This window comes from Marinobacter sp. SS8-8 (assembly GCF_030540945.1).
GTDB lineage: Bacteria > Pseudomonadota > Gammaproteobacteria > Pseudomonadales > Oleiphilaceae > Marinobacter.
Genome location: NZ_JASSVN010000010.1, coordinates 134,285 through 156,588, shown reverse-complemented (window position 1 = coordinate 156,588; position 22,304 = coordinate 134,285). Strand labels below are relative to the sequence as shown.

The following is a 22,304-nucleotide window of genomic DNA, read 5'->3' as shown; positions in this document are numbered from 1 at the left end:
GTATGCCTTCCCGCTCGAATGCTCTGACTAAAGCCCCTTTGTATTGACCGTATAAGGAGCCCGCTGTGTCCGAAACCTCCCGGCTGACAAAATGCCGAGCTGTGGCCGCGCCACGGCTGAAACCGAAAACGTCAAGAATCATTTCGTCGATTGATTCTTCAACAAAGTCTCGAATTTCAAGTGCGAGATTACCGCTGCCGTGGTCAATTTTCTTGAGTATGCCTTGCTCGCCCAAACCAAGGCCCATACTGGGACCGTCGTCCGGCTCCCCGGACTTGGTCCCAACTCCCGACACATAGGTTGATAGCCGGTAGACCCTTTCGCCGGTCTCACTTTGGCCTCCTTCACGCTGGTAAAGGTTTTCCAGTTTGGAAACATTCGTTTCGGCATTCAGATAACTGCCTTCCATGATCTGCGACAGTTCACTGCTGCACTCGTCCTCGGAGATGGCTCCGGTCGCATTGGCCGTCAGGCATTCGTCCATTTGTCGCTGATAGGCTTGGATCAGAACGGCATTTCAGTCTATTGGGGGGGTGTGAAACCTGCGTAGCTGCGTAAATGTAGATACAGATGTTGACACCTAAAGCCAGCCCAGTTAGTGTAGCTACAACCATCGGCGCGAGGTTGCCATGCAAAGCGAAATTAAACGCTGGGGAAATAGCGCTGCCGTGCGGCTTTCCAGCAAGATCCTGGCGCAAGCCAAACTGGATGTATCCAGCCCAATCAGCATTGATGTTAAGGCCGGAAAGATCGTGATTGAAGCCGCCCAGAAGGCCCCGCGTAAGGTAAACCTTCCCTTCTCGGAAGCCGACTTGCTGAAAGGGCTTGATGCCCACGGCGCTCACGCGGACGAGCTTGCTCAACCCTCTGCCTCTGAAATGGGGATTTGATGGCACACTACGTTCCTGATCGCAACGACATTATCTGGCTGGATTTCGATCCAACCAACGGTAAAGAGATCGGCAAATACCGGCCAGCGCTTGCGCTGTCCTCCAAGCAGTACAACAAGCAGACGGGGCTCCTGATTTGCTGCCCTATCAGTACACGCATTCGCGGTACTGCCACCGAGGTGCCCGTGGACAATCTGGACAAGCCATCTGTCGTGGCTTCGAATCTGATTCAAACGCTTTGCTGGAAAGACCGTAAGGCCGATTTCATCACCAAGGCCGAAAACGGTGTGATGGATCAGGTGCTGGTCCGCATTATCCCCCTGATCGGGGCGGATAGTGTGATCGAGAAATTCATTGAGTAATACATGGACCGGCGGATGTCTGAGGGCAGGGTAAGCAAGCTACAGGGCGTGAGCCGGCTTTCATGTCGGCACCGGAAGGGGGTTAACAGGACTTTTTACGGGGAGGCAGCTGAATAGTTACCATTTTTTTTGCAAAGCGACCGCATGGCGCCGGGAATCAGTTAAAATGCGGTCGCTCTTGTTGCTTGATTTAAGTAATATTACGTAAAAATTACGTTGTGGTTAGATCTGCCTCGCCTTTTTATTGTTATTAAGACCAAATACGGTCAAACAATGTACCTTCGGACCATACCCCGGTACATAAATATCAAGGAAGATGACGGTGCTCTGCCACACAATCCCAACAGCCCATTTTCTCAGAAGATTTCCGCAATGCCTACGACTGTTATCTCCGGCTTTACCCACAACTTCCTTGGCAAGGCACCTGTCTGGTACAAGCAGGTGATCCTGCTGTTTCTGATTGCCAACCCGATCATGATGTATGTCCTCGGGCCCGGAGTGGCCGGCTGGCTTCTGATTGCCGAGTTTATCTTCACCCTGGCCATGGCCCTGAAGTGCTACCCGCTTCTGCCCGGCGGACTGCTGGCTGTGGAGGCCCTGCTGATCGGGCTGACTACCCCGGATGCAGTGTATCTGGAGGTGCTCACCAATTTCCCGGTGATCCTGTTGCTGATGTTCATGGTGGCGGGGATCTATTTCATGAAGGAGCTGTTGCTGGTCACCTTCACCCAGATCCTGGTGGGTGTGCGGTCCAAGTCGGCGCTGTCGATGCTGTTTTGCGGTTCGGCCGCGTTGTTGTCGGCTTTTCTGGATGCCTTGACGGTAACGGCCGTTATTATCTCGGTTGCCGTGGGTTTCTATGCTGTTTATCACAGGGTGGCTTCCGGCAAGGGCTATCAACACGCCGACCACAATGCCAACAGCGACGAAGAAGTGATCGAACTGCACCGGGAAGACCTGGAAAATTTCCGGGCGTTCCTGCGTAGCCTGCTGATGCATGGTGCCATCGGTACTGCCTTGGGTGGCGTGGCGACCATGGTGGGCGAGCCCCAGAACCTGCTGATCGCGAAAGTGGTGGGCTGGGACTTTGCGACCTTCTTCCTGCGCATGGCGCCGGTCAGTTTGCCGGTACTGGCGGCGGGCCTGTTCACCTGCTGGGCCCTGGAGAAGCTGCGCTGGTTTGGTTACGGCGGGCGGCTGCCAAAACCCGTTCGCCGGGTGCTGGAGGAGTTTGCCGATAACGAGCGCGCCAAACGCACCAAGGCCGATCAGGCCGCTCTGTGGGTTCAGGCCGCAGCCGCGCTGATCCTGGTGGTGGGGCTGGCGTTTCATCTGGCCGAGGTGGGCCTGATCGGCTTGCTGGTGATCATCCTGATTACCTCGTTTACCGGCATTACCGATGAGCACCAGATCGGCAAGGCGTTCCAGGAATCGCTGCCTTTCACCTCACTGCTGGTGGTTTTCTTCGCCGTAGTGGCTGTGATTCACGAACAGCACCTGTTCAAGCCGATCATTGATTACGTGCTCGCGTTGCCGGCCAGCCAGCAGCCTGGCATGTTCTTCCTCGCCAACGGCGTACTCTCGATGATCAGCGATAACGTGTTTGTTGCGACGGTTTACATCAGTGAGGTCAAGCAGGCCCTGGATGCCGGCAGCATTAGTTATGAGCACTTCCAGGATCTGGCGGTGGCCATCAATACCGGCACCAACCTGCCCAGCGTGGCGACGCCGAATGGCCAGGCCGCGTTCCTGTTTCTTCTGACCTCCGCCATTGCTCCGCTGGTGCGTTTATCCTATGGCAGGATGGTCATCATGGCATTTCCCTACACGTTGGTGATGGGCGGAGTTGGCCTGTACATGGTAATTAACTATATTTGACAACCCGTCCGTTTTTTGCGGGCTGTGTCAGTACAGATTTGGTCGGGTCTGCTAACCTTTGCTTAAACAGACCCAACCTATCCGGATTCCATGCGCAGCAGCTTTCCATCCAACGTGTTTGTCTTCCTGACGCCCGGGCTCTTTCCTGACGCCCGGGCACTTATCCTGTTGATAGCCGCCCTGTTATCATCAAACACCGTCGCCCAGTATGACCCGGGCGCAAAAACCCTTCGTGTGGCTTATGTCGAGTTTCCGCCTATTACCTATCAAACCGACGACGGCGCCCCGGCAGGCAGCTTCATCGAACTTACCCGCAAAGTCGCTGCTGAGGCGGGCTACGAACCGGACTTTGTCTACTTGCCGCTGAGTCGTGCGTATCTTTACCTGAGCACCGGCAGGATCGATGTCTGGCTCGGTGTGACCGGGGTTCCAAGCCTTGTGGACGATGTCCTGGAGAGCTGGGTCAGCCCGTTGGCTGTGCAGCTGAGTGCCTGGTACCTTGAAGGCACCCCGGCCCTTGACCATTTCGATCTGCTTCGAGGCAAACGGGTGATCGTGATTGGCGGTTACACCTACGGTGGTCTCTTGGCCTGGCTGGAACAGAATGGTGGCATACGGGTAACCGAGGCGCCGAACCACCGCGCGGCCATTGAAATGCTGAAGCGCAAGCGGGGCGACTATCTCCTGGATTACCGCCAGCCGGTTCAGGAAGTCCTGACAGAGCCCTCCGACAGCGTTATCCGGGAATCGGAAGTGCGCACCCGCAATGCCGCGTGGGTTTTCTCGCTTGCACATCCCGATGCAGCGTTGCTGCGGGACGACTTTGATGATGCCTACCTGAGACTGGTGGAGAAAGGCATAGTGCCTCCGGTGCGTGATATTACTGAAGGTTACACGATACCAGGGTTCCCCGGGGTACTTTGGTAAACGGCCCTTTTCACAGGGAGATATCAGGGATTAAGCACGATATCACCATACCATGCGGTTGCGGCTTCGTTGGTGTTGTCTGAGTCCGACATGATCGCAATACCCACCAGCGGCGGCGGTGCTTCGCCAAAGGCCTTTCGATAATCGGCCACAATATCCCGCTTGATCGTGACCCATTCACCGATCTGCTCCGAACCAGAATTGACAGCGACCATCACGGTCTTTTCCGTGTAGGGGTTAGGCACAAACTCACCTTCCGGCAAGGTGTTGGCCCAGATGTAGTTCAGGGCATTGCCCGGCAGGGTTTCGCCGAAAAGCAGCTCCACGGCCTTGCGTTTTGCACGTTCGAAAAAGCCGGCTTTCTCAGGCTGAAATTCAAAGGCGACATAGATTCTGGCAGGGTAGTCATCCCCCGACTTTTCCCGGGCATCACCCTGGTCAAAAACGTTTGAGACTTTCCAGCGCCATTGCAGAACCAGCGAGTCGGACGGTTGCAGATTCACCCGGGCAATCAGGCCGGAAGCTCCGCCCCTGGTGGTGGCCTTCACCACCTGTTTTCCATCCTCCGCGACCAACTCATAGCGGGTGAGCTGGTCGATTTTGGGGAACTCCAAAGGCTCCCAGCCGTCGCCCAATGACTGCATTTCGGAAAACGGTGTCAGCGCCGGTTCTTGTTCAGACAACAGGAACCCCGAGAGGCTGAACAATGCCAGCAGTGCCAGAAATCTTGTAGTCATTCTCATTGTGTTTCTTCGTTTCGCGAAAAAGCTGTTCCATTGGACCGGCGTGCGGCTCAAAAGTGCCCGGGGACCATTACTGGATGGCCAGCAGTCGAATCGCACTCGCGGCGGCAGCGGTGCGGTTCTCCACACCCAGCTTTCGAAATACCTGCTCGAGATGTTTGTTAACCGTCCGCGGGCTCATGTCCAGAATCTGGCCAATTTCCCGGTTGGTTTTGCCATTGGCGATCCACAATAACACGTCGGATTCTCGCAGGGTCAGTTCGAACCGTTGTCGCAGGGCGGCCGTTGAGCTGTTCTGACTCCTGGGCGTTTTCAGCCGAAGTAGGTATTCGCGGTTATCCACAAGTGCCAGGAATTCGACAGATCGTGCCGTGCCCATAATTTCCACTGGCATACTGTGCCCCGGATCAGGGTTGTGTCCCAGCCATTCCCCCAGTCGTGTGCGGACATCGGAAAACTCGGGGTGTCCGGTGTCTGGCAGACATTGGCATACCTGGGGGGTGCACCACAGCAGATTGCCCTCACGGTCTAAGGCAAACAGGTTCTGGCCTGCGGTGTCCAGGGCACAACGGGCACTCCTGGTCATCCGGGCATTGGTCAGGTGCACCTCCATGCGTGCGAGCAACTCCGTGGTGTTGATGGGTTTGTTCACATAATCCACACCGCCGGCACTCAGCCCCATGACCACATGCTCGGTGTCGCTCAGGCCGGTCATGAAAATAATGGGAATGTCGGCAAATGCCGCATTTTCCTTGAGTCGGCGGCAGGTCTCGAAGCCGTCCATGTGAGGCATGAGGGCGTCCATCAGCACTAAGTCGGGGGTAATGTTGCGGCTGATGGTCAGTGCCTGGTTGCCTTCAAGCGCTACCAATACCATCATGCCAGCCTCTTCCAGGGCATCGTTAATCATTCGAATGGAGTCGACTGCATCATCCACGACCATCACAACGGTTTTCTGGTCATCATGAAGCTTCATGTTCAGCTACCTCGAGTAACTCAAGAATTTTTTCAAACTGGAAATCTTTGGTGAGCTGGGTAAGTTCGTCGGTAAAACGCTCAACCGCCTCACCCCGGTGTTTCAGGTCGTGCAGGGCTTCCAGCAATCCCTTGCGGTAACCGATGCGGGCGAGATCCGCCAGCGCCTGACGATGCGCCAGCATCGGTAGAGGCAGGTCGCCGGTATCCGATACCGGAATGGCCGCCAGCGGCTCGGCACTTTTACCGAACCGCCACTCCAGCCCGAGCACCCGGGCGATGGTGTCCAGCAGCAGGTTGAGCCGCACCGGTTTGATAATGTAGCCATCGTGCAGCCGGGGCGAGTCCACCGAGTGGTGGCCTTCATTGGCATCGGCGGACACCATCACCACCGGCATCGTATGCTTGTCTTCCCGTAACTGCTGCACAACCTCCCAGCCGGTGTATCCGGGCATGGCGACGTCCAGCAGGACCAGGTCCGGGCGCTCGGCTTCGACGGTTTCCCGTACCTTGAGGGCATTGCCAATGTCAAAAATTTCAAAACCAAGCGGGGATAACATGGCGCGGATGACCTGACGGTGAAAGATGTCATCGTCCACCAGCAGGACTTTGTGCCGGGTGCCCCGGTAGCCACAGATCCGGCGGGCCGGCGCCGAGATCGAACGGGGGCTGGTGCTGTGCAGGCTCGAGAGCATCAGGCTGGCCTTGAACGTGCTGCCCTGGCCGGGTTGGCTTTCCACGTTGATATCACCGCCCATGATTTCGGCCAGCAGTCGGGTAATGGTCAGGCCCAGCCCGGTGCCAATGCGGCTTTGCCCCGGCAGATGGATGCGCTCGAAGGGGCGGAAGATACGTTCAATGTTTTCTTCGGCAATGCCCTCACCGGAGTCCCGCACGGTAAATTCCGCCACCTGACTGCGGTAACGCAGAGTCAGGGAAACGCTGCCCCGGTCGGTGTACTTGATGGCGTTGGAAAGCAGATTGATCAGGATCTGGCGCAGGCGCTTTTCATCGGTGATCACCATTTCCGGCAGAGGGTTCGGGCAGTGGTAATCAAAGGCCAGTCCTTTTTCTTCGGCTTGCAACCGGAACATGGTTACCAGTTGCTCCATCAGTCGTTGGATGCGCACCGGATCCCGGCGCAGATCCAGCCGACCGGCTTCGATCTTGGAGATATCCAGCAGCCCCTCGATCAGATCGGCCAGGTACTCGCCGCTGTGACGGATCACCCCCAGGGCTTCCTTGCGATGGGAGGGCACCGTCTCATCATTTTCCATAAGCTGGGCGTAGCCCAGGATGGCGTTGAGCGGTGACCGGAGCTCATGGCTGATTCCGGTCAGATAACGGCTTTTCGCGTCATTGGCCGCTTCAGCCTGTTCCTTTGCCTGTTGCAGCGCCTGGTCGGTACGCTCGTGCGCGACGATCTCTGCCATCAACAACCGCGTCTGCCGCCCGGATTCTTCCTCGGCCACCCCCCGGCTTTCATGAGCCAGCACAAACAGCCAGCAGACCACCCCGGTAATAATCAAAAGGATAAAAAAGACTTTCCAGAGGGTGGCCGACAGCAGCAGAGCCTCGGGTGCAGAAGCCACCGGCGTCTTGGAATGGATTAACCACAGCAGGAGGCCTGACAAGCCATTGATCAGAAACAGGAGGGCCAGGAAGTGGCCAAGCCGGGAGTGCAGGCGGCTAAGCACCGACTGGGGCATGAGCTTGCCGAGAAACTGCTGGAGTTGCTTCTGGTAACCGGCTCCGGGCTTGCAGGCATCGCCACACCGGGCATCCAGTGAACAGCACAGGGAACAGATGGTGCCGTCATAGACCGGGCAGGAGGTGACGTCTTCCGGCTCGAATTTGTGCTCACAAATAGTGCATTGCACCAGTTGATGGTCCGTCGCCATAGGAACGAAGGGGCGGGCAGTATAAAACCGCCCGCCGGTTCGCCAGGCAATCAGTGGAGCCGCCAGCAATGCTACCCCCAGGGCAATGAAGTGGGACAGCGCCTGGGCATACACTCCCAGCGCTCCGGTATGGCATACGATGCCAACCACGGAGGCGGCGAGCATGGCACCGACACCCACCGGGTTGATGTCATAAAGATGGGCCCGCTTGAACTCTATGTACCTGGGGCTCAGCCCAAGGGGCTTGTTGATCACCAGATCAGCCACCAAAGCTCCTACCCACGCGACGGCGATAATGCCGTAAAAGCCGAGGGTTTCCTCCAGCGCCCGGTAGACCCCCAGCTCCATCACCAGTAAGGCAATTGCTACGTTAAAGAACAGCCAGACCAAGCGCCCGGGGTGGCTGTGGGTCAGCCTCGAGAAGAAGTTGGACCAGGCGATAGAGCCCGCGTAGGCATTGGTGACGTTGATCTTGAGCTGGCAAAGGATGACAAAAATACCGGCCATCGCCAGGGATACTTCCGGGGAGTGGGTGATGTAGCCGAACGCCACCAGGTACATCTGGGTCGGGTCTGCCGCCTCCGTGGGCGACACGCCCTGATTCAGGGCGAGGACCACCAGAAAGGAGCCTGCGAGAATCTTCAGTATGCCGATCACGATCCACCCCGGGCCACCGGACATGACCGCCAGCCACCACGGGCGTTTTTCTGCCCGGTTCCGGGGTTCCGGAATAAAGCGCAGAAAATCAACCTGCTCGCCAATCTGGGCAATAAGCGAGAACACCACCGCAGCAGCGGCACCGAACGTTACCACATTGAGGCCCTGGCCGGCGCTGAGCCCCAGCCCTTCAAACTGGGTCCAGTCACTGATGGAGGAGGCGTCCGCGTAGATGATGAACACAAACGGTGCCAGTTGCAGCAGGATCCAAACCGGCTGGGTCCAGACCTGGAAGCGGCTGATGGTGGTAATGCCGTGGGTAACCAGAGGAATGATCACCACGGCGGAGATCAGGTAACCGAGCACCAGTGGAATATCGAACAGCATCTCCAGGGCCATGGCCATGATTGCCGCTTCGATGGCGAAGAAGATGAAGGTGAACGAGGCGTAGATCAGCGAGGTAATGGTGGAGCCAATGTAGCCAAAGCCTGCGCCCCGGGTGAGCAGATCGATATCCACACCATAGCGGGCGGCGTAGTAGCTGATTGGAATTGCCGTCAGGAAAATCACCAGACTGACGGCCAGGATAGCTGCCACCGCGTTGTCAAAGCCGTAGTGCAGGGTGATAGAGCCGCCAATGGCTTCCATGGCCAGAAACGAGATAGCTCCCAGAGCGGTGTTACTGACCCGGGCGGCAGACCAGCGCCGCGCGCTCTTGGCGGTAAAGCGCAGGGCGTAGTCTTCCAGCGTCTGGTTGGCGACCCATTGGTTGTAACTGCGCCGAACCCGGAAAATGTTCTGTCGTGCGGCCATTGCTGCCTTGCCTGTGCAACCTGGGAGGTGCCCGGTTTTAGTGCGGTTTTGTGGTTCCGCGCACCGGACCTGAATGCAGCATCAAGTTCCGTGCCATAGCCTGGTGCGCCAGAAGAAGCAGTCACATTTATTTCCTGTGCCTGCGTTTTAGACTGTGTGGTCGGCGACCGGAATGCGTCAAATGACTTAGTGCGCTGGGGTGAATGCCGAATGGGCACCCATGAGGGGGCCGAGCAGAATGATGGTGGTAGGGCCGTGCCTTCGGAAGGAAGCGCGGTACCGGCTTTCAAACACTGCGAGGATTCACCATGGGTACGACAGATACAACCGCCAGCGGGCGATCATTTGGCAAGGGACTGGGGTTTCGAAAGAGCCTGATGACACTGGCGGCGTCCGTCATGCTGGCCACATCTGCGCAAGCGGCTACGCCTGGCACGGCTGAGGTCAACACCACCGGACTGGCGGTCACAGACGATACCGTCACAGTGGGTATCCTGCACTCCATCACCGGCACTATGGCAATCAGTGAGATTGGTTCCGTTCAGGCGGAAAAACTCGCCATTAAACAGATCAACGCCTCCGGCGGAGTTCTGGGCCGCCAGATTGAATTTGTTCAGGAAGATGGTGCCAGCGACTGGCCTACCTTCGCGGAAAAGTCCCGCAAGCTTTTGCGTCAGGATAATGTCGCCGCGATCTTCGGAGCCTGGACCTCCGCTTCACGCAAGGCCATCCTGCCGGTCATCGAACAATACAACGGCATGCTGTATTACCCCACTTTCTATGAGGGGCTGGAGCAGTCGCCCAACGTAGTATATACCGGCCAGGAAGCCACCCAGCAGATTCTTGCGGGCATCGACTGGGCCGTTGAAACAAAGGCTGCTAAAACCTTCTATCTGCTTGGCTCCGATTACATCTGGCCGCGTACCTCCAACAAGATTGCTCGCAAGCATATCAACAAGCTGGGCCTGAACGTTGTGGGTGAAGAGTACTATCCTCTGGGTCACACCCAGTTCAACTCGGTGATCAACAAGATCAAGCTGAAAAAGCCGGATGTGATCTTCGCCTCGGTTGTTGGAGGGTCCAACGTGGCGTTCTACAAGCAGATGAAAGCGGCCGGTGTTGATTTCACCGATGAGAAGCCTCTGCTGCTGACCATCTCCGTGACCGAGGATGAAATTCGCGGTATCGGTGGTGAGAACGTGGAAGGCATCTACGCCTCAATGAAGTATTTCCAGAGCCTCGACAACCCCAACAACAAGGAGTTCGTCGCGGCCTTCAAGGAAGCATACGGCGATGACATGGTTATCGGCGACGTCACCCAGGCGGCCTACCTCGGCCCTTGGCTTTGGAAAGCGGCCGTTGAAAAAGCCGGCTCTTTCGATATCGACAAGATACGCGAAGTCTTTGCAGGCATTGAGTTCACCAGGGCGCCGGAAGGCTATGTGCGCATCCACGAGAACCACCACCTGTGGTCCAAGACCCGGATTGGTCAGGCTCAGTCCGATGGCCAGTACAAGGTTGTCTACGAGACCGAAGAGCTGATGGAGCCGGACCCCTTCCCGGAGGGTTACCAGTAAGGCTGATTGGCCGGCACCTCCGGGTGCCGGCATCCAAGGTCTCCCCAACACGAATCATGTTGGTTTGAAGGAGAAGGGTCATGTTCGATGGCTACACCAGCAGTGAATTGATGTCGATATTTGCCATGCAGGGGTTCGCCGGGCTGTCCCTGTTTTCAGTGTTCGTATTGATGGCTTTGGGCCTGGCCATCATCTTTGGTCAGATGGGAGTGATCAATATGGCCCACGGGGAGTTTATGATCCTCGGTGCCTACACAACCTATCTGACATCGGGCTTTTTCCAGCTCTACCTGCCCGGACTGTTTGGCGGCTATTTCTTTGTCGCCATGATTCTGGCCTTTCTGATTTGCAGCGCATTGGGGGCACTCGTTGAGTGGCTCATGATACGGCATCTCTACCACCGACCACTCGACACCTTGTTGGCCACCTGGGGCCTGAGCCTGATCATGCAGCAGGCCTACCGTTCCATCTTCGGCGCCCGGGAAGTGGGTGTCGATCTGCCGGAGTGGATGATGGGCGCATTCAGTGTGACCGACCTGGTGGAACTGCCGATCAACGGGCTGTTCGTTATGATCATTGCGCTCTCCACGGCGGTGGCTGTTTACCTGCTGATGTACCGGTCCGGCTATGGCAAGAAAGTCCGGGCGGTGGTCCAGAACCGCCCCATGGCCGAAGCGGTGGGGGTAAACAGTGCCGGCATCGACCGCGCGACCTTCGCGCTCGGCTCTGGCATCGCCGGTATCGCCGGTGCGGCGTTTACCATGATCGGCTCCACCGGGCCTTCATCTGGCCAGGCTTACATTGTTGATACCTTCCTCGTGGTGGTCTTTGGCGGTGCCCAGAGCCTGATCGGTACCATTGTGTCTGCCTTCGGCATATCCCAGGCCCAGTCCACCATGGAGTTTTTCCTCAGTGGTTCCATGGCCAAGGTGCTCACCTTGCTGGTGGTCGTCGGCATTCTGATGCTGCGTCCGGAAGGACTCATGGCCCTCAAGGTCCGTCGCTAGGAAAATATCATGAAGAGTCTATCTCCCCTGAAATGGTTTGCCTCCCGCGAGGGGCTGTATTACCTGGCACTGGTGCTTTTGCTGGTTGCCGTCCTGCCGCTGGTTCTGGGCCCGTTCCGGCTGAACATGGTAGGCAAGTACCTGACCTACGCCTTCGTTGCTATCGGTCTGGTGATGTGCTGGGGTAAGGCCGGCATTCTCAGCCTGGGTCAGGGTGTGTTCTTTGGCCTGGGCGGCTACTCCATGGCGATGTTTCTGAAGCTGGAGGCCTCCTCGCCGGAAGCTACCGCTATCCAGTCTACCCCCGGCATTCCGGATTTCATGGACTGGAACCAGCGCACCGAACTGCCCTGGTTCTGGGAACCGTTCAACAGTTTCTCGTTCACGGTTATCGCCATTGTCGGCGTGCCTGTGTTATTGGCGTTCATCATCGGTTTTGCCATGTTTACCCGCCGTGTGGGTGGCGTGTACTTCGCCATCATCACCCAGGCCATCGCTGCGATTCTGACCATTCTCATCATTGGTCAGCAGGGCTACACCGGCGGCGTCAACGGCATTACCGACCTTCAGACCCTGATGGGCTGGGATATCCGCAGCGATGCGTCGAAAAACACCCTCTACTTCGTGACGGTTGGATTGCTTTTCCTATGCCTGTTCGTGGCACGGATGGTTCAGAATCGCAAGCTGGGGCGCATTCTCGTTGCAATGAATGCCCAGGAAACCCGTGTGCGCTTTTCGGGCTATGATGTTGCGGCTTTCAAGATCTTCGTGTTCTGCCTGGCCGCTGCTTTTGCCGGTATCGGGGGAGCGATGTTCACCCTGATTGTCGGTTTCATGTCACCGTCGTTCATCGGCATTGTTGCCTCCATCGAGATGGTGATCTTCTGCGCCCTTGGTGGCCGGCTGTCTATCCTCGGTGCGGTCTACGGTGCCTTGCTGGTCAACGCCGCCAAGAGCGGTTTTTCCGAAACCTTCCCGGAACTCTGGCCCTTTGCCATGGGTGCGTTGTTTATTGGTGTGGTGCTGGCCTTCCCGAACGGTCTGGCCGGGCTATACCAGAACTACGTCATGCCTCTGGAAGACCGCCTCTTCAAGCGCAGCAAACCTGAGCTCAAAACCGCAGCTGAGCCTGTGGCGACCAGGCCGAGTGCTGAAAAAGCCGACAATTATGATCCGATGACCAATACCTGCAGCCCGGAGAAATCGTGATGAGTGTGGCCAAAGGCAAAGATACGGATTTCCTGCTGGCGGTCGAGGGCCTGACGGTGTCATTCGATGGTTTCAAGGCCGTGGATGACCTGTCCTTCTACCTTGATCCAAAGGAAATTCGGGTCATTATCGGCCCCAATGGCGCCGGTAAAACCACCGTGCTGGATCTGATCTGCGGCAAAACCAAGGCCACAGCCGGGTCCATCAGGTTTGCAGGCAAGGAACTGACACGACTCAAGGAACACCAGATTGTTCATTCGGGCGTGGGCCGGAAGTTCCAGACACCGTCGGTGTTCGAGGACCTGACTGTGTTCGAAAACCTCGAGGTGTCCTACCCCCAGGGCCACAGCGTGATGGGGGCACTGGCCTTCAAGCGGGACAAGGCGGTGATTGAGGCCGTGGAAGAGGTGGCAGAAACCATCTTCCTGACATGCGCCCTGAATGAAGCGGCGGCCTCGCTCAGCCACGGTCAGAAGCAGTGGCTGGAGATTGGCATGCTGCTGATCCAGAAGCCTGACCTGCTGATGCTGGACGAGCCCGTGGCCGGAATGTCGGTGGCGGAACGCAAGAAAACCGCGGAACTGCTCAAGGTGATCACTAAGGATCATACGGTACTGGTGATCGAGCATGACATGCAGTTTGTCGGTGACATTGCCGACCGGGTTACGGTCATGCATCAGGGCAAGGTTCTCTCGGAAGGGTCCATCGAGCACGTGAAATCGGACCCGAAAGTCATCGAAGTCTACCTGGGGCACTGATCATGCTGAGTGTAAAACACCATTCGGTGGCCTATGGCCAAAGCACCATCATCGAGGACCTGAACCTTGATGTGGGAAAAAACGAGATTGTCGCCGTGGTAGGCCGTAACGGCATGGGCAAGACCACGCTGATGAAATCCCTGGTGGGCATGACTCCCAACAAAAGCGGTGAAGTCAGCCTTGATGGCATCAACCTTTCCAACCTGAAGAGCTTCCAGCGAGTGCGCGCCGGCGTCGGGTTTGTGCCTCAGGGGCGGATGATTTTTCCCACCCTGACGGTACGGGAAAACATTGAGACTGGCCTCGCCGCTGTGGGCGAGAAGAAGGTGCCTGAGGATCTGTACAAGTTGTTTCCCGTGCTCAAGGAAATGCAGAACCGTCGGGGCGGCAACCTGTCCGGAGGCCAGCAGCAACAGCTGGCCATCGCCCGGGCCCTGGCCACCCGGCCCAAGGTGCTTCTGCTGGACGAACCCACCGAAGGCATCCAGCCCAACATCATCAAGGATATTGCCCGGACTCTGCGGCGCATCCGTGATGAGCGGGGCCTGTCGATTCTGGTGTCGGAGCAGGTGCTGAGCTTTGTGATGGATGCGGCAGACCGGATTCTGGTAATCGAGAAGGGGGTCATCGTGCACGAAGAGAACCGGGAAGAGGCCGATCAGGACAAGATTGCCAGTTATCTGGCTGTTTAGGTTGGTGGAGGCCTTTTCGGTCCCGAAAGGACCTCACCGCCGCATCTCCCGAACCTTCGTGATATCTGCTGCGCAATGAGCAGCAGGCGAAATGGGACACGGTGATATTTCCAGCAGTAACGATACCGCCGGTGTGGCGGTGGCCAACGCCACCGGTTTGAGTCCGGTGTGCAGAGCAGGGCTGTCTCTGAGCACCAATACGTCGAATAACGTAGGCGCCGGGGGTATTTCGCGAATACCTTCCCCGGCGGGGATCACCGATAGTGAATCACGTCAGCGCAGACACCATCGGGCTCTGCGCGCCGCAGCTTTGAACCCTGACGCCAAGAACCGAGGAGCGACCGTTATGGCCGAAACCATTATCAAGATCGACAGAAGCAAATCCGCTTACGAGAACGAACAGATTCACAACCGGTGGCACCCGGACATCCCTATGGCGGCGACGGTGAAGCCGGGGGATGATTTTGTTCTGGAGTGCTACGACTGGACCGGTGGGCAGATCAAAAATGACGACTGCGCTGACGATATCCGGGATGTGGACCTGACTCAGGTGCACTTCCTGTCAGGCCCTGTTGCCGTTGAAGGGGCTGAGCCCGGTGACTTGCTGGAAGTGGATATTCTGGATATTGGTGCGTTCCAGGACAGCCAGTGGGGGTTTAACGGTTTTTTCGCCAAGAAAAACGGTGGCGGCTTCCTGACGGAGCATTTCCCTGAGGCCCAGAAATCCATCTGGGATTTCAATGGCATGTTCACCAAGTCCCGCCACATACCCAATGTGGAATTCGCCGGAATGATACACCCCGGCCTGATTGGCTGCCTGCCATCCAAAGAGATGTTGACGGAGTGGAACCGCCGGGAGAAAGAACTCTACGATACCGAGCCAAACCGGGTGCCCGGGCTCGCCAACATGCCCTTCGCCGGTACTGCGCACCTGGGCAAGCTCGCCGGTGATGCCGCCAAGGTAGCAGCGACAGAAGCGGCTCGTACCGTGCCGCCCCGTGAGCACGGTGGCAACTGCGATATAAAAGATCTGTCCCGGGGTTCCAAGGCCTATTTCCCGGTGTATGTGAAGGGTGCCGGTTTGTCGGTGGGCGACCTTCACTTCAGCCAGGGTGACGGTGAGATCACCTTCTGTGGTGCGATTGAAATGGCCGGCTGGATTCACTTGCGGGTCAACCTGATCAAGGATGGCATGTCTGAATACGGCATCAGGAACCCAGTGTTCAAGCCCAGTACCATCAAGCCCCGCTACGAAGACTACGTCATCTTTGAAGGCATTTCGGTGGATGAGGAAGGCAAACAGCATTATCTGGATGTGCAGGTGGCCTATCGCCAGGCTTGCCTCAACGCCATCGAGTATCTGACTAAATTCGGTTACACACCGGCTCAGGGCTATGCGCTACTGGGTTGTGCGCCTGTGGAAGGCCACATCAGTGGGGTGGTTGATGTTCCCAACGCCTGCGCCACACTCTGGTTGCCGACTGAGATTTTCGACTTCGACATCAACCCGACGGCGGAGGGACCGACCAAGAAAGTCACACCCGGCACTGACGTACCCCTGTCACGGGACAAGGAGTAAGCCATGCCTCTGTATGACTACAAGTGCGGCGAGCACGGCCTGTTCCAGGCGCTGGGTATGATGGCAGAGGCCGGAAGTCCCTCCGAGTGCCCCAGCTGTAAGGCGCTGTCGCCAAGGGTAATTGTGCTGTCCCCTGAGCTGGTTGGGATAGATCCGGCCAGGCACCTGGCTGAAGATCGAAACGAAAAGGCACGGCATGAGCCGATTATCTCTACCGCCGACCAGCGGGCTCGGGACGCCGAACACCGCAAAGCTTGTGGCTGCAAGAAAAAGTCGGACGGTAAGCACAGGCTTTTCTACACTGCCGATGGGAAGAAAATGTTTCCCTCCATGCGGCCCTGGATGATCAGCCATTGATGATCTGATACTGAGTCTGCATGTATTTGGCCCTCTCGGGGCCTTTTTTGTTTTCCCGCCTTGTTCTTCCCGAATACCGCGTATATAGTGGTTTAATCCTTGGCTACATACCAGATGTTGTTTTTCTGAGCATCCGGGTATCGGGAATCCGGTGAGAATCCGGAACTGACGCGCAGCGGTATTGGAGAACGAGCGTGGCATCAAGACACTGGCAAGGAGCCTCTGGTACCCCCTGAGTCGCCTCTGGCTTTCAGAGCAGGCAGAGACGACTCAGGAGGTAACCAGGGGCTCCAAACCGGGAAGTCGCCACGCAAGGCCGAATCCAACGATTCATGCTCCTGAGTCCGAAGACCTGCCAGGGAGGTGCTGTTTCCTGCCACACCAGAAAACAGCGCAACTGCACCTTCGCGATTCAGGCGCCTGCATTCGGCCGGATTAAGGTGAGCAGCAAACGCACACGGCACGCACGTCTGCCAGCCATTGGCGCTGTGTTTCCGGTTCGTCCTGCCTACGCGAAGGTTATGGAATTCAACGCGTATTCAGGAGAACACCGCATGCCTGCCTCAGCGCTGGCCGAACCCCGGCCAACCCCGCACACCGACACCGAATCCCTCCAGGTCATCAAACGCAACGGTGCCCTCGTGGGCTTTAATCCATCCAAGATCAGTGTTGCCGTTACCAAGGCGTTTCTCGCCGTGGAAGGTGACCAGGCCGCCGGTTCGGCCCGCATTAACGACGCTGTACATCGGGTCACCGAGCAGGTTGTCCACGCCATTGGCCGGCGATTGAAAGCCGGCGGCAAGGTGCACATCGAAGACATTCAGGACCAGGTGGAACTGTCCCTGATGCGGGCCGAGGAGCAGAAAGTGGCTCGCGCCTATGTACTGTACCGGGAAGAGCATGCCAGGGAGCGAGCCCGCCATGCCCCGGTGGAAGCCCACCCACACCTGACCGTTAAAAAGACCGGTGGCGAGATCGCTCCGCTGGACCTGGGCCTTATGAAGTTGCAGGTGGAACAGGCGGCCACCGGGCTGGAAGGCATTGATGGTGACTCCCTGGTGGAAGATGCGCTGACCAACCTTTATGACGGCATCGCCGAGGAAGACGTACTTTCCGCGCTGGTCATGACCGCCCGCAGCCGGATCGAGCGGGAGCCAAATTACAACGCCGTGACGGCTCGCCTTCTGCTGGAGCAGTTGAGGCTGGAGACGGCTTCCGCCCTGAACCTCTCCACCAGCCAGCCGCTGGCGGAGATCTATCCGCAGGCCTTGTCAGCCTGTATCGAAGCGGGTATCCGCTACGAATTGCTGGATAAAACCCTGGCTACCTTCGATCTGGCGCGTCTGGGCGCTGCCCTGAAACCGGAGCGGGACCTGCAGTTTGGCTTCCTGGGTCTGCAAACCCTTTTCGACCGCTACTTCCTGCACTGGAACAAGGCCCGCCTTGAGTTGCCCCAGGTCTTTTTCATGCGGGTGGCCATGGGCCTGTCCCTGCGGGAGGACAACCCGAATGAGCGTGCCATCGAGTTCTACAATCTGCTGTCCTCGTTCGACTATATGGCTTCCACGCCGACCCTGTTCAACAGCGGCACCCGCCATTCCCAGCTGTCTTCCTGCTACCTGACGACCGTCGGCGACGATCTTGAAGACATCTATGGCGCCATCCGCGACAACGCCCTGCTCTCAAAATGGGCCGGCGGACTGGGCAACGACTGGACACCGGTGCGGGCGCTGGGCGCTCACATCAAGGGCACCAACGGCCAGAGCCAGGGCGTGGTGCCCTTCCTGAAAGTGGTGAATGACACCGCCGTGGCAGTGAACCAGGGCGGCAAGCGCAAGGGCGCGGTGTGTGCTTATCTGGAAAGCTGGCACCTGGACCTTGAGGAATTCCTGGAACTGCGCAAGAACACCGGAGACGAGCGCCGTCGCACCCACGATATGAACACCGCCAACTGGGTACCGGACCTGCTGATCGAACGCATGCGCGAAGACCGCGACTGGACACTGTTCTCCCCCAGCGATGTACCGGATCTGCATGATCTGTTCGGTAACGCCTTCCGTGAACGCTATGAGCATTACGAGGCACTGGCGGAGCAGGGCAAGATCAAGCTGTTCAGGAAAATCCCGGCCAAACAACTGTGGCGCAGGATGCTCACCGTGCTGTTTGAGACTGGCCATCCCTGGATCACCTTCAAGGACCCCTGCAACCTGCGTTCACCCCAGCAGCACCAGGGCGTGGTGCACAGCTCCAATCTGTGCACGGAAATCACCCTTAACACCAGCGCTGATGAAATTGCCGTGTGCAATCTGGGCTCGGTGAACCTGGCCGCCCACATCACCCACGGCGAGCTGGATGTGCAGCGGCTGGAGTGCACCGTGAACACCGCGGTGCGGATGCTCGATAACGTCATCGACATCAACTACTACGCGGTGCCCCAAGCCCGCAGCTCCAACCTGAAGCACCGCCCAGTGGGGCTCGGCCTGATGGGCTTCCAGGATGCGCTTTACCAACTGGGTCTGCCGTACTCCAGCCCGGAAGCGGTGGAGTTTGCGGACGTGGCCATGGAACAGCTCAGCTATTTCGCGATCCGCGCCTCGGCCAGGCTGGCGGGCGAGCGGGGAGCCTACGACAGCTATGACGGCTCCCTCTGGCAGCGAGGCATCCTGCCCATCGACTCCATCAGCCTGCTCAAAAACGCACGCAGGGAAGGGGACCTGTCCGTAAACACCAACGCCCGGCTGGACTGGACCCCGGTTCGGGAACTGATTGCCCAACACGGTATGCGCAACAGCAACGTCATGGCCATTGCCCCCACGGCGACCATTTCCAACATCGTCGGCGTGTCCCAGTCCATTGAGCCGGCGTACCAGAACCTGTTTGTGAAATCGAACCTCTCCGGCGAGTTCACGGTGGTGAATCCTTCCCTCGTTCGGGATCTCAAGGCTGAAGGCCTTTGGGACAACGTGATGGTCAACGACCTGAAATACTTCGACGGCTCCGTGCAGCAGATTGACCGTATTCCGGCGGCACTGAAAGCCCGCTACGCCACCGCGTTCGAGATTGACCCGAGATGGCTGGTGGAAGCCGCCGCCCGCCGGCAGAAATGGCTCGACCAGGCCCAGAGCCTCAACCTGTACATGGCCGAACCCAGCGGCAAGAAGCTCGACGCGCTCTACCAGCTCGCCTGGGAGCGGGGCCTGAAAACCACCTACTACCTGCGTTCCCTGGGCGCCACCGGCGCCGAGAAAAACGCCCCGGTGTCGGCGCCACAGCCCCTGGTGTGCAGCATCGACAACCCGGACTGCGAGGCGTGTCAGTAACCGCTGACATACGCCAAAGATTATAACTGCCAAGCCCGAAGAACCGGTCTGGCATCCCCTCCTAAAAATGTCTGTGGCCAAGGATGGCCACAGCCAAGCCCTACATGGACGTATTCTCGGGCGGTTTTCGGGAGGGGATGCCAGACCGGTTCCGCCCCCACGGCAAGCAGGCCAGGCGGACAAAGACCTCAGAGGTAAGACAAATGCTCGATTGGGACGACGAACCGAAAACCGCATCCAAAGGCACCAACCCGGGCGCCCCGGCCCCCGTAAATGTCGACGACAAACGTGTCGTCAACGGCAATACCGACATCAACCAGCTGGCGCCGTTCAAGTACCCCTGGGCCTGGGAATACTTCATCAACGCCAACAAAAACCACTGGACCCCCCTGGACGTGAACATGGCCCAGGATGTTCATGACTACCACCATCGGCTCACCGCGCCGGAAAAACACGTCTACGAAAACGTGCTGGCTTACCTAACCACCTCCGACATCCTCGCCATGCGCAACATTGGCCTGGCCGTGATGGAAAAGATGAGCGCGCCGGAATTGCAGATCTACCAGGCCCGGCAGGTGTATGAAGAAGCCATGCACACATGGGCCTACCAGCACTGCATCGAAACCCTGAACCTGGACCAGAGCGAGATCTACAACCGCTACCGGGTGGTGCCCGCCATCAACGGCAAGATCCAGATCGCCAATCACCGGCTGGATGCCGCCATGCGCCCGGACATGAACCTGCGCAACCGCGACGACTTGCAGGCATTCATCATGTCCTACCTGTTCTTTGCGGCGGTGTTCGAAGGCAGCTGGTTTTACAATGGCTTCAGCCCCATCTTCGCGCTGCAGCGCCGGGGCCTGATGCGCGGCACCGGTGAGCAGTTGCAGTACATCCTCCGGGACGAAGCCATGCACTTTTCCTTCGGCCTGAACGTGGTGAATCAGATCCTGGAAGAGGAGAACATTACCTTCGACCCCAAAGCCGTGCGCGAGATGTGGGACGAATCCGAAGCGGCGGAAATCGACTACGCCAACTACATCCTGCGCGACCCCATCCTGGGTTACTCCGCCGAGTACCACAGCGAGCAGTTCCGCTTCGTGGCCAACCGCCGGGCAAGAACGGTGGGCCTGGAAGAGCCGTTTCCGGGGGCAAAGAACGTCTCACCCTGGCTGGATGAACAGGCCACCCTGCGCAAGGAAAAGAACTTCTTCGAGACCCGGGTGATTGAGTACCAGACCGGAGCGCAACTGGAGTGGTGAGCACGTCACTGACTGACTCCAGGAGCTTGGCCTTTGCTTCCGGGTGAAAAGAATGGGTCGTAGCTGTTATCCCACGAACGGTATGCGTCATTTGACGTATGGACCTGCGCCAAATACCCCATTCTACTCCGCTTGGCACGCCTTTAGACTCGACAGTCATGAAAGCGCTGGTTGTCCCATGTTCACGCGCTTGCCCTGACATTGGTGTTGATTTTTAACGGCCCTGGCCACAACAACAGGAACCTCGAAATGCAGAAGAAAAATGTAATTGGGAAATCTCTGATTGTCGGAAGTCTATTGGCCGCAACCGGAGCGCCGGTTCTCGCCGCCGGAAAAATCGTGATCGACGATACTCGCTGGATCAGCGTTGGAGCCGGTATTCGGACCTCCATCGCCTCGGCAGATAACGGGGCACCGGACGGTGGCAGAAGCAGTGATTTCACTCTGGAAAACATGCGCCTGTATATATCAGGCCAGGTTACTGACGACTTCAAGTTTTATTTCGGTACCGAAAAAATGTGGGGCGAATACGGTGTGCTGGACGCCATTGTCCAGTATGAGCCAGGCGAAGTATTCAATGTATGGGTCGGCCGCATGCTGACACCCGCCGACCGCATTGAAATGAACGGGCCGTTTTACGGCCTGACCTGGGGACAGTACACCGTGCCGTTGTACCCCTCCGACAATGATGTCAGCAACGGCGCTGACGGCGTAGCAGGTACCTTTGCCCGCGACGAGGGCGCGACCATCTGGGGTTCGCTAAACAAGTTCCAGTACGCAATCGGCGTATTTGACGGTTACAGTGCTGCCGAGAACCAGAGTGATGCCCCTCTGTACGCCGCTCGTCTGGCTTTTAACTTCCTCAACAAAGAAGCCAACCCGGGCTATTACACCAGCAGCACCTACTTTGGGAAAGGCGGAGATATCCTGACGCTGGCCATTTCCGGTCAGTATCAGGACGATGGGTATGGCACCGCGGCACAAAGCGGTTCGTTCTCCGGGTACGCAATAGACGGTCTGTTTGAGAAACCTTTGGAGGGGGGTGGCGTGGTTACTCTCGAAGGTGAATATAAATCCTTTGAGGTGGATACCAATGCAGCGGTTCCCGTGTTCTCGATGTTCGACGGCGATGCCTATTTTGCTTCTGCCGCTTTCCTGATGCCTGGCAATGTTGGTCCGGGCCGTTACCAGCCCTATGTTCGCTACACCAGCAACGACCCCTCGTCCGGCGAAAGCAGTTCACTCACGGAACTGGGTGTCAACTACATTATTTCCGGACACAACCTCAAGTTGAACCTCAACGCAACCAGTGGCGACGCGAATGCCAGCGGCGCCAAGGGTAAGGATACCGACACCGTCACATTTGGCGTGCAGTTCCAGATTTAACGACCCAACAT

General features: G+C 57.7%; 17 protein-coding genes, 1 pseudogene and 1 riboswitch. Of the genes and pseudogenes, 14 read left to right on the top strand and 4 right to left on the bottom strand.

Annotated features, from left to right (window positions below):
• Positions 1 to 484, bottom strand: a pseudogene (locus QPL96_RS11965) (DUF2235 domain-containing protein); the annotation flags it as partial.
• 145 nt (positions 485 to 629) lie between these two features.
• On the opposite strand from QPL96_RS11965, the gene QPL96_RS11960 reads away from it, so the two are divergent.
• From QPL96_RS11960 to QPL96_RS11945, 4 genes are all read left to right on the top strand, one after another.
• The gene (locus tag QPL96_RS11960; RefSeq protein WP_303287596.1) at positions 630 to 890 is read left to right on the top strand and encodes a MazF family transcriptional regulator; all 261 of its coding nucleotides are present in this window, start codon (positions 630 to 632) and stop codon (positions 888 to 890) included.
• Positions 890 to 1,252: a type II toxin-antitoxin system PemK/MazF family toxin gene (locus QPL96_RS11955; protein WP_303287595.1), complete on the top strand. Its 363-nt coding sequence runs from the start codon at positions 890 to 892 to the stop codon at positions 1,250 to 1,252. Before QPL96_RS11960 ends, QPL96_RS11955 begins: the two co-directional genes overlap by 1 nt.
• 372 nt (positions 1,253 to 1,624) lie before the next feature.
• The gene (gene nhaB, locus QPL96_RS11950) at positions 1,625 to 3,130 is read left to right on the top strand and encodes a sodium/proton antiporter NhaB (RefSeq protein WP_303287594.1); all 1,506 of its coding nucleotides are present in this window, start codon (positions 1,625 to 1,627) and stop codon (positions 3,128 to 3,130) included.
• Between the two features lie 90 nt (positions 3,131 to 3,220).
• Positions 3,221 to 4,057: an ABC transporter substrate-binding protein gene (locus QPL96_RS11945; protein WP_303287593.1), complete on the top strand. Its 837-nt coding sequence runs from the start codon at positions 3,221 to 3,223 to the stop codon at positions 4,055 to 4,057.
• Between the two features lie 23 nt (positions 4,058 to 4,080).
• Here QPL96_RS11945 and QPL96_RS11940 read toward each other — a convergent pair whose 3' ends face one another.
• From QPL96_RS11940 to QPL96_RS11930, 3 genes are all read right to left on the bottom strand, one after another.
• On the bottom strand, positions 4,081 to 4,794 hold the full coding sequence (locus QPL96_RS11940; RefSeq protein ID WP_303287592.1) for a DUF3047 domain-containing protein: 714 nt from the start codon (positions 4,792 to 4,794) through the stop codon (positions 4,081 to 4,083).
• Between the two features lie 76 nt (positions 4,795 to 4,870).
• Positions 4,871 to 5,776 (bottom strand): DNA-binding response regulator, encoded by a 906-nt coding sequence (locus tag QPL96_RS11935; RefSeq protein ID WP_303287591.1) that lies wholly within the window; start codon positions 5,774 to 5,776, stop codon positions 4,871 to 4,873.
• Positions 5,763 to 9,146: an ATP-binding protein gene (locus QPL96_RS11930; RefSeq protein ID WP_303287590.1), complete on the bottom strand. Its 3,384-nt coding sequence runs from the start codon at positions 9,144 to 9,146 to the stop codon at positions 5,763 to 5,765. Before QPL96_RS11930 ends, QPL96_RS11935 begins: the two co-directional genes overlap by 14 nt.
• A 398-nt stretch (positions 9,147 to 9,544) precedes the next feature.
• On the opposite strand from QPL96_RS11930, the gene urtA reads away from it, so the two are divergent.
• From urtA to QPL96_RS11880, 10 genes are all read left to right on the top strand, one after another.
• The gene (gene urtA / locus QPL96_RS11925; protein ID WP_303287606.1) at positions 9,545 to 10,723 is read left to right on the top strand and encodes an urea ABC transporter substrate-binding protein; all 1,179 of its coding nucleotides are present in this window, start codon (positions 9,545 to 9,547) and stop codon (positions 10,721 to 10,723) included.
• Positions 10,724 to 10,803: 80 nt separating this feature from the next.
• On the top strand, positions 10,804 to 11,730 hold the full coding sequence (gene urtB, locus QPL96_RS11920; RefSeq protein ID WP_303287589.1) for an urea ABC transporter permease subunit UrtB: 927 nt from the start codon (positions 10,804 to 10,806) through the stop codon (positions 11,728 to 11,730).
• 9 nt (positions 11,731 to 11,739) lie between these two features.
• Positions 11,740 to 12,939, top strand: coding sequence for an urea ABC transporter permease subunit UrtC (gene urtC, locus QPL96_RS11915; protein WP_303287588.1), 1,200 nt, complete (start codon positions 11,740 to 11,742; stop codon positions 12,937 to 12,939).
• Positions 12,939 to 13,697 carry an urea ABC transporter ATP-binding protein UrtD gene (gene urtD / locus QPL96_RS11910; protein ID WP_303287587.1) on the top strand — a complete coding sequence of 253 codons (759 nt, stop codon included), beginning with the start codon at positions 12,939 to 12,941 and terminating at the stop codon, positions 13,695 to 13,697. Before urtC ends, urtD begins: the two co-directional genes overlap by 1 nt.
• A 2-nt stretch (positions 13,698 to 13,699) precedes the next feature.
• Positions 13,700 to 14,389 (top strand): urea ABC transporter ATP-binding subunit UrtE, encoded by a 690-nt coding sequence (gene urtE / locus QPL96_RS11905; protein ID WP_303287586.1) that lies wholly within the window; start codon positions 13,700 to 13,702, stop codon positions 14,387 to 14,389.
• Positions 14,390 to 14,735: 346 nt separating this feature from the next.
• The gene (fmdA, locus tag QPL96_RS11900) at positions 14,736 to 15,968 is read left to right on the top strand and encodes a formamidase (protein WP_303287585.1); all 1,233 of its coding nucleotides are present in this window, start codon (positions 14,736 to 14,738) and stop codon (positions 15,966 to 15,968) included.
• Between the two features lie 3 nt (positions 15,969 to 15,971).
• The gene (locus tag QPL96_RS11895; RefSeq protein WP_303287584.1) at positions 15,972 to 16,325 is read left to right on the top strand and encodes a zinc ribbon domain-containing protein; all 354 of its coding nucleotides are present in this window, start codon (positions 15,972 to 15,974) and stop codon (positions 16,323 to 16,325) included.
• Positions 16,326 to 16,420: 95 nt separating this feature from the next.
• A riboswitch (cobalamin riboswitch) is annotated at positions 16,421 to 16,700 on the top strand.
• Positions 16,701 to 16,879: 179 nt separating this feature from the next.
• Positions 16,880 to 19,645, top strand: coding sequence for a ribonucleoside-diphosphate reductase subunit alpha (locus tag QPL96_RS11890; RefSeq protein WP_303287605.1), 2,766 nt, complete (start codon positions 16,880 to 16,882; stop codon positions 19,643 to 19,645).
• An 83-nt stretch (positions 19,646 to 19,728) separates the two neighbouring features.
• Entirely contained in the window at positions 19,729 to 20,907 is a 1,179-nt protein-coding gene (locus QPL96_RS11885) for a ribonucleotide-diphosphate reductase subunit beta (protein ID WP_303287583.1), read from the top strand.
• Between the two features lie 249 nt (positions 20,908 to 21,156).
• On the top strand, positions 21,157 to 22,293 hold the full coding sequence (locus QPL96_RS11880; RefSeq protein WP_303287582.1) for a porin: 1,137 nt from the start codon (positions 21,157 to 21,159) through the stop codon (positions 22,291 to 22,293).
• Positions 22,294 to 22,304: the final 11 nt, after the last annotated feature.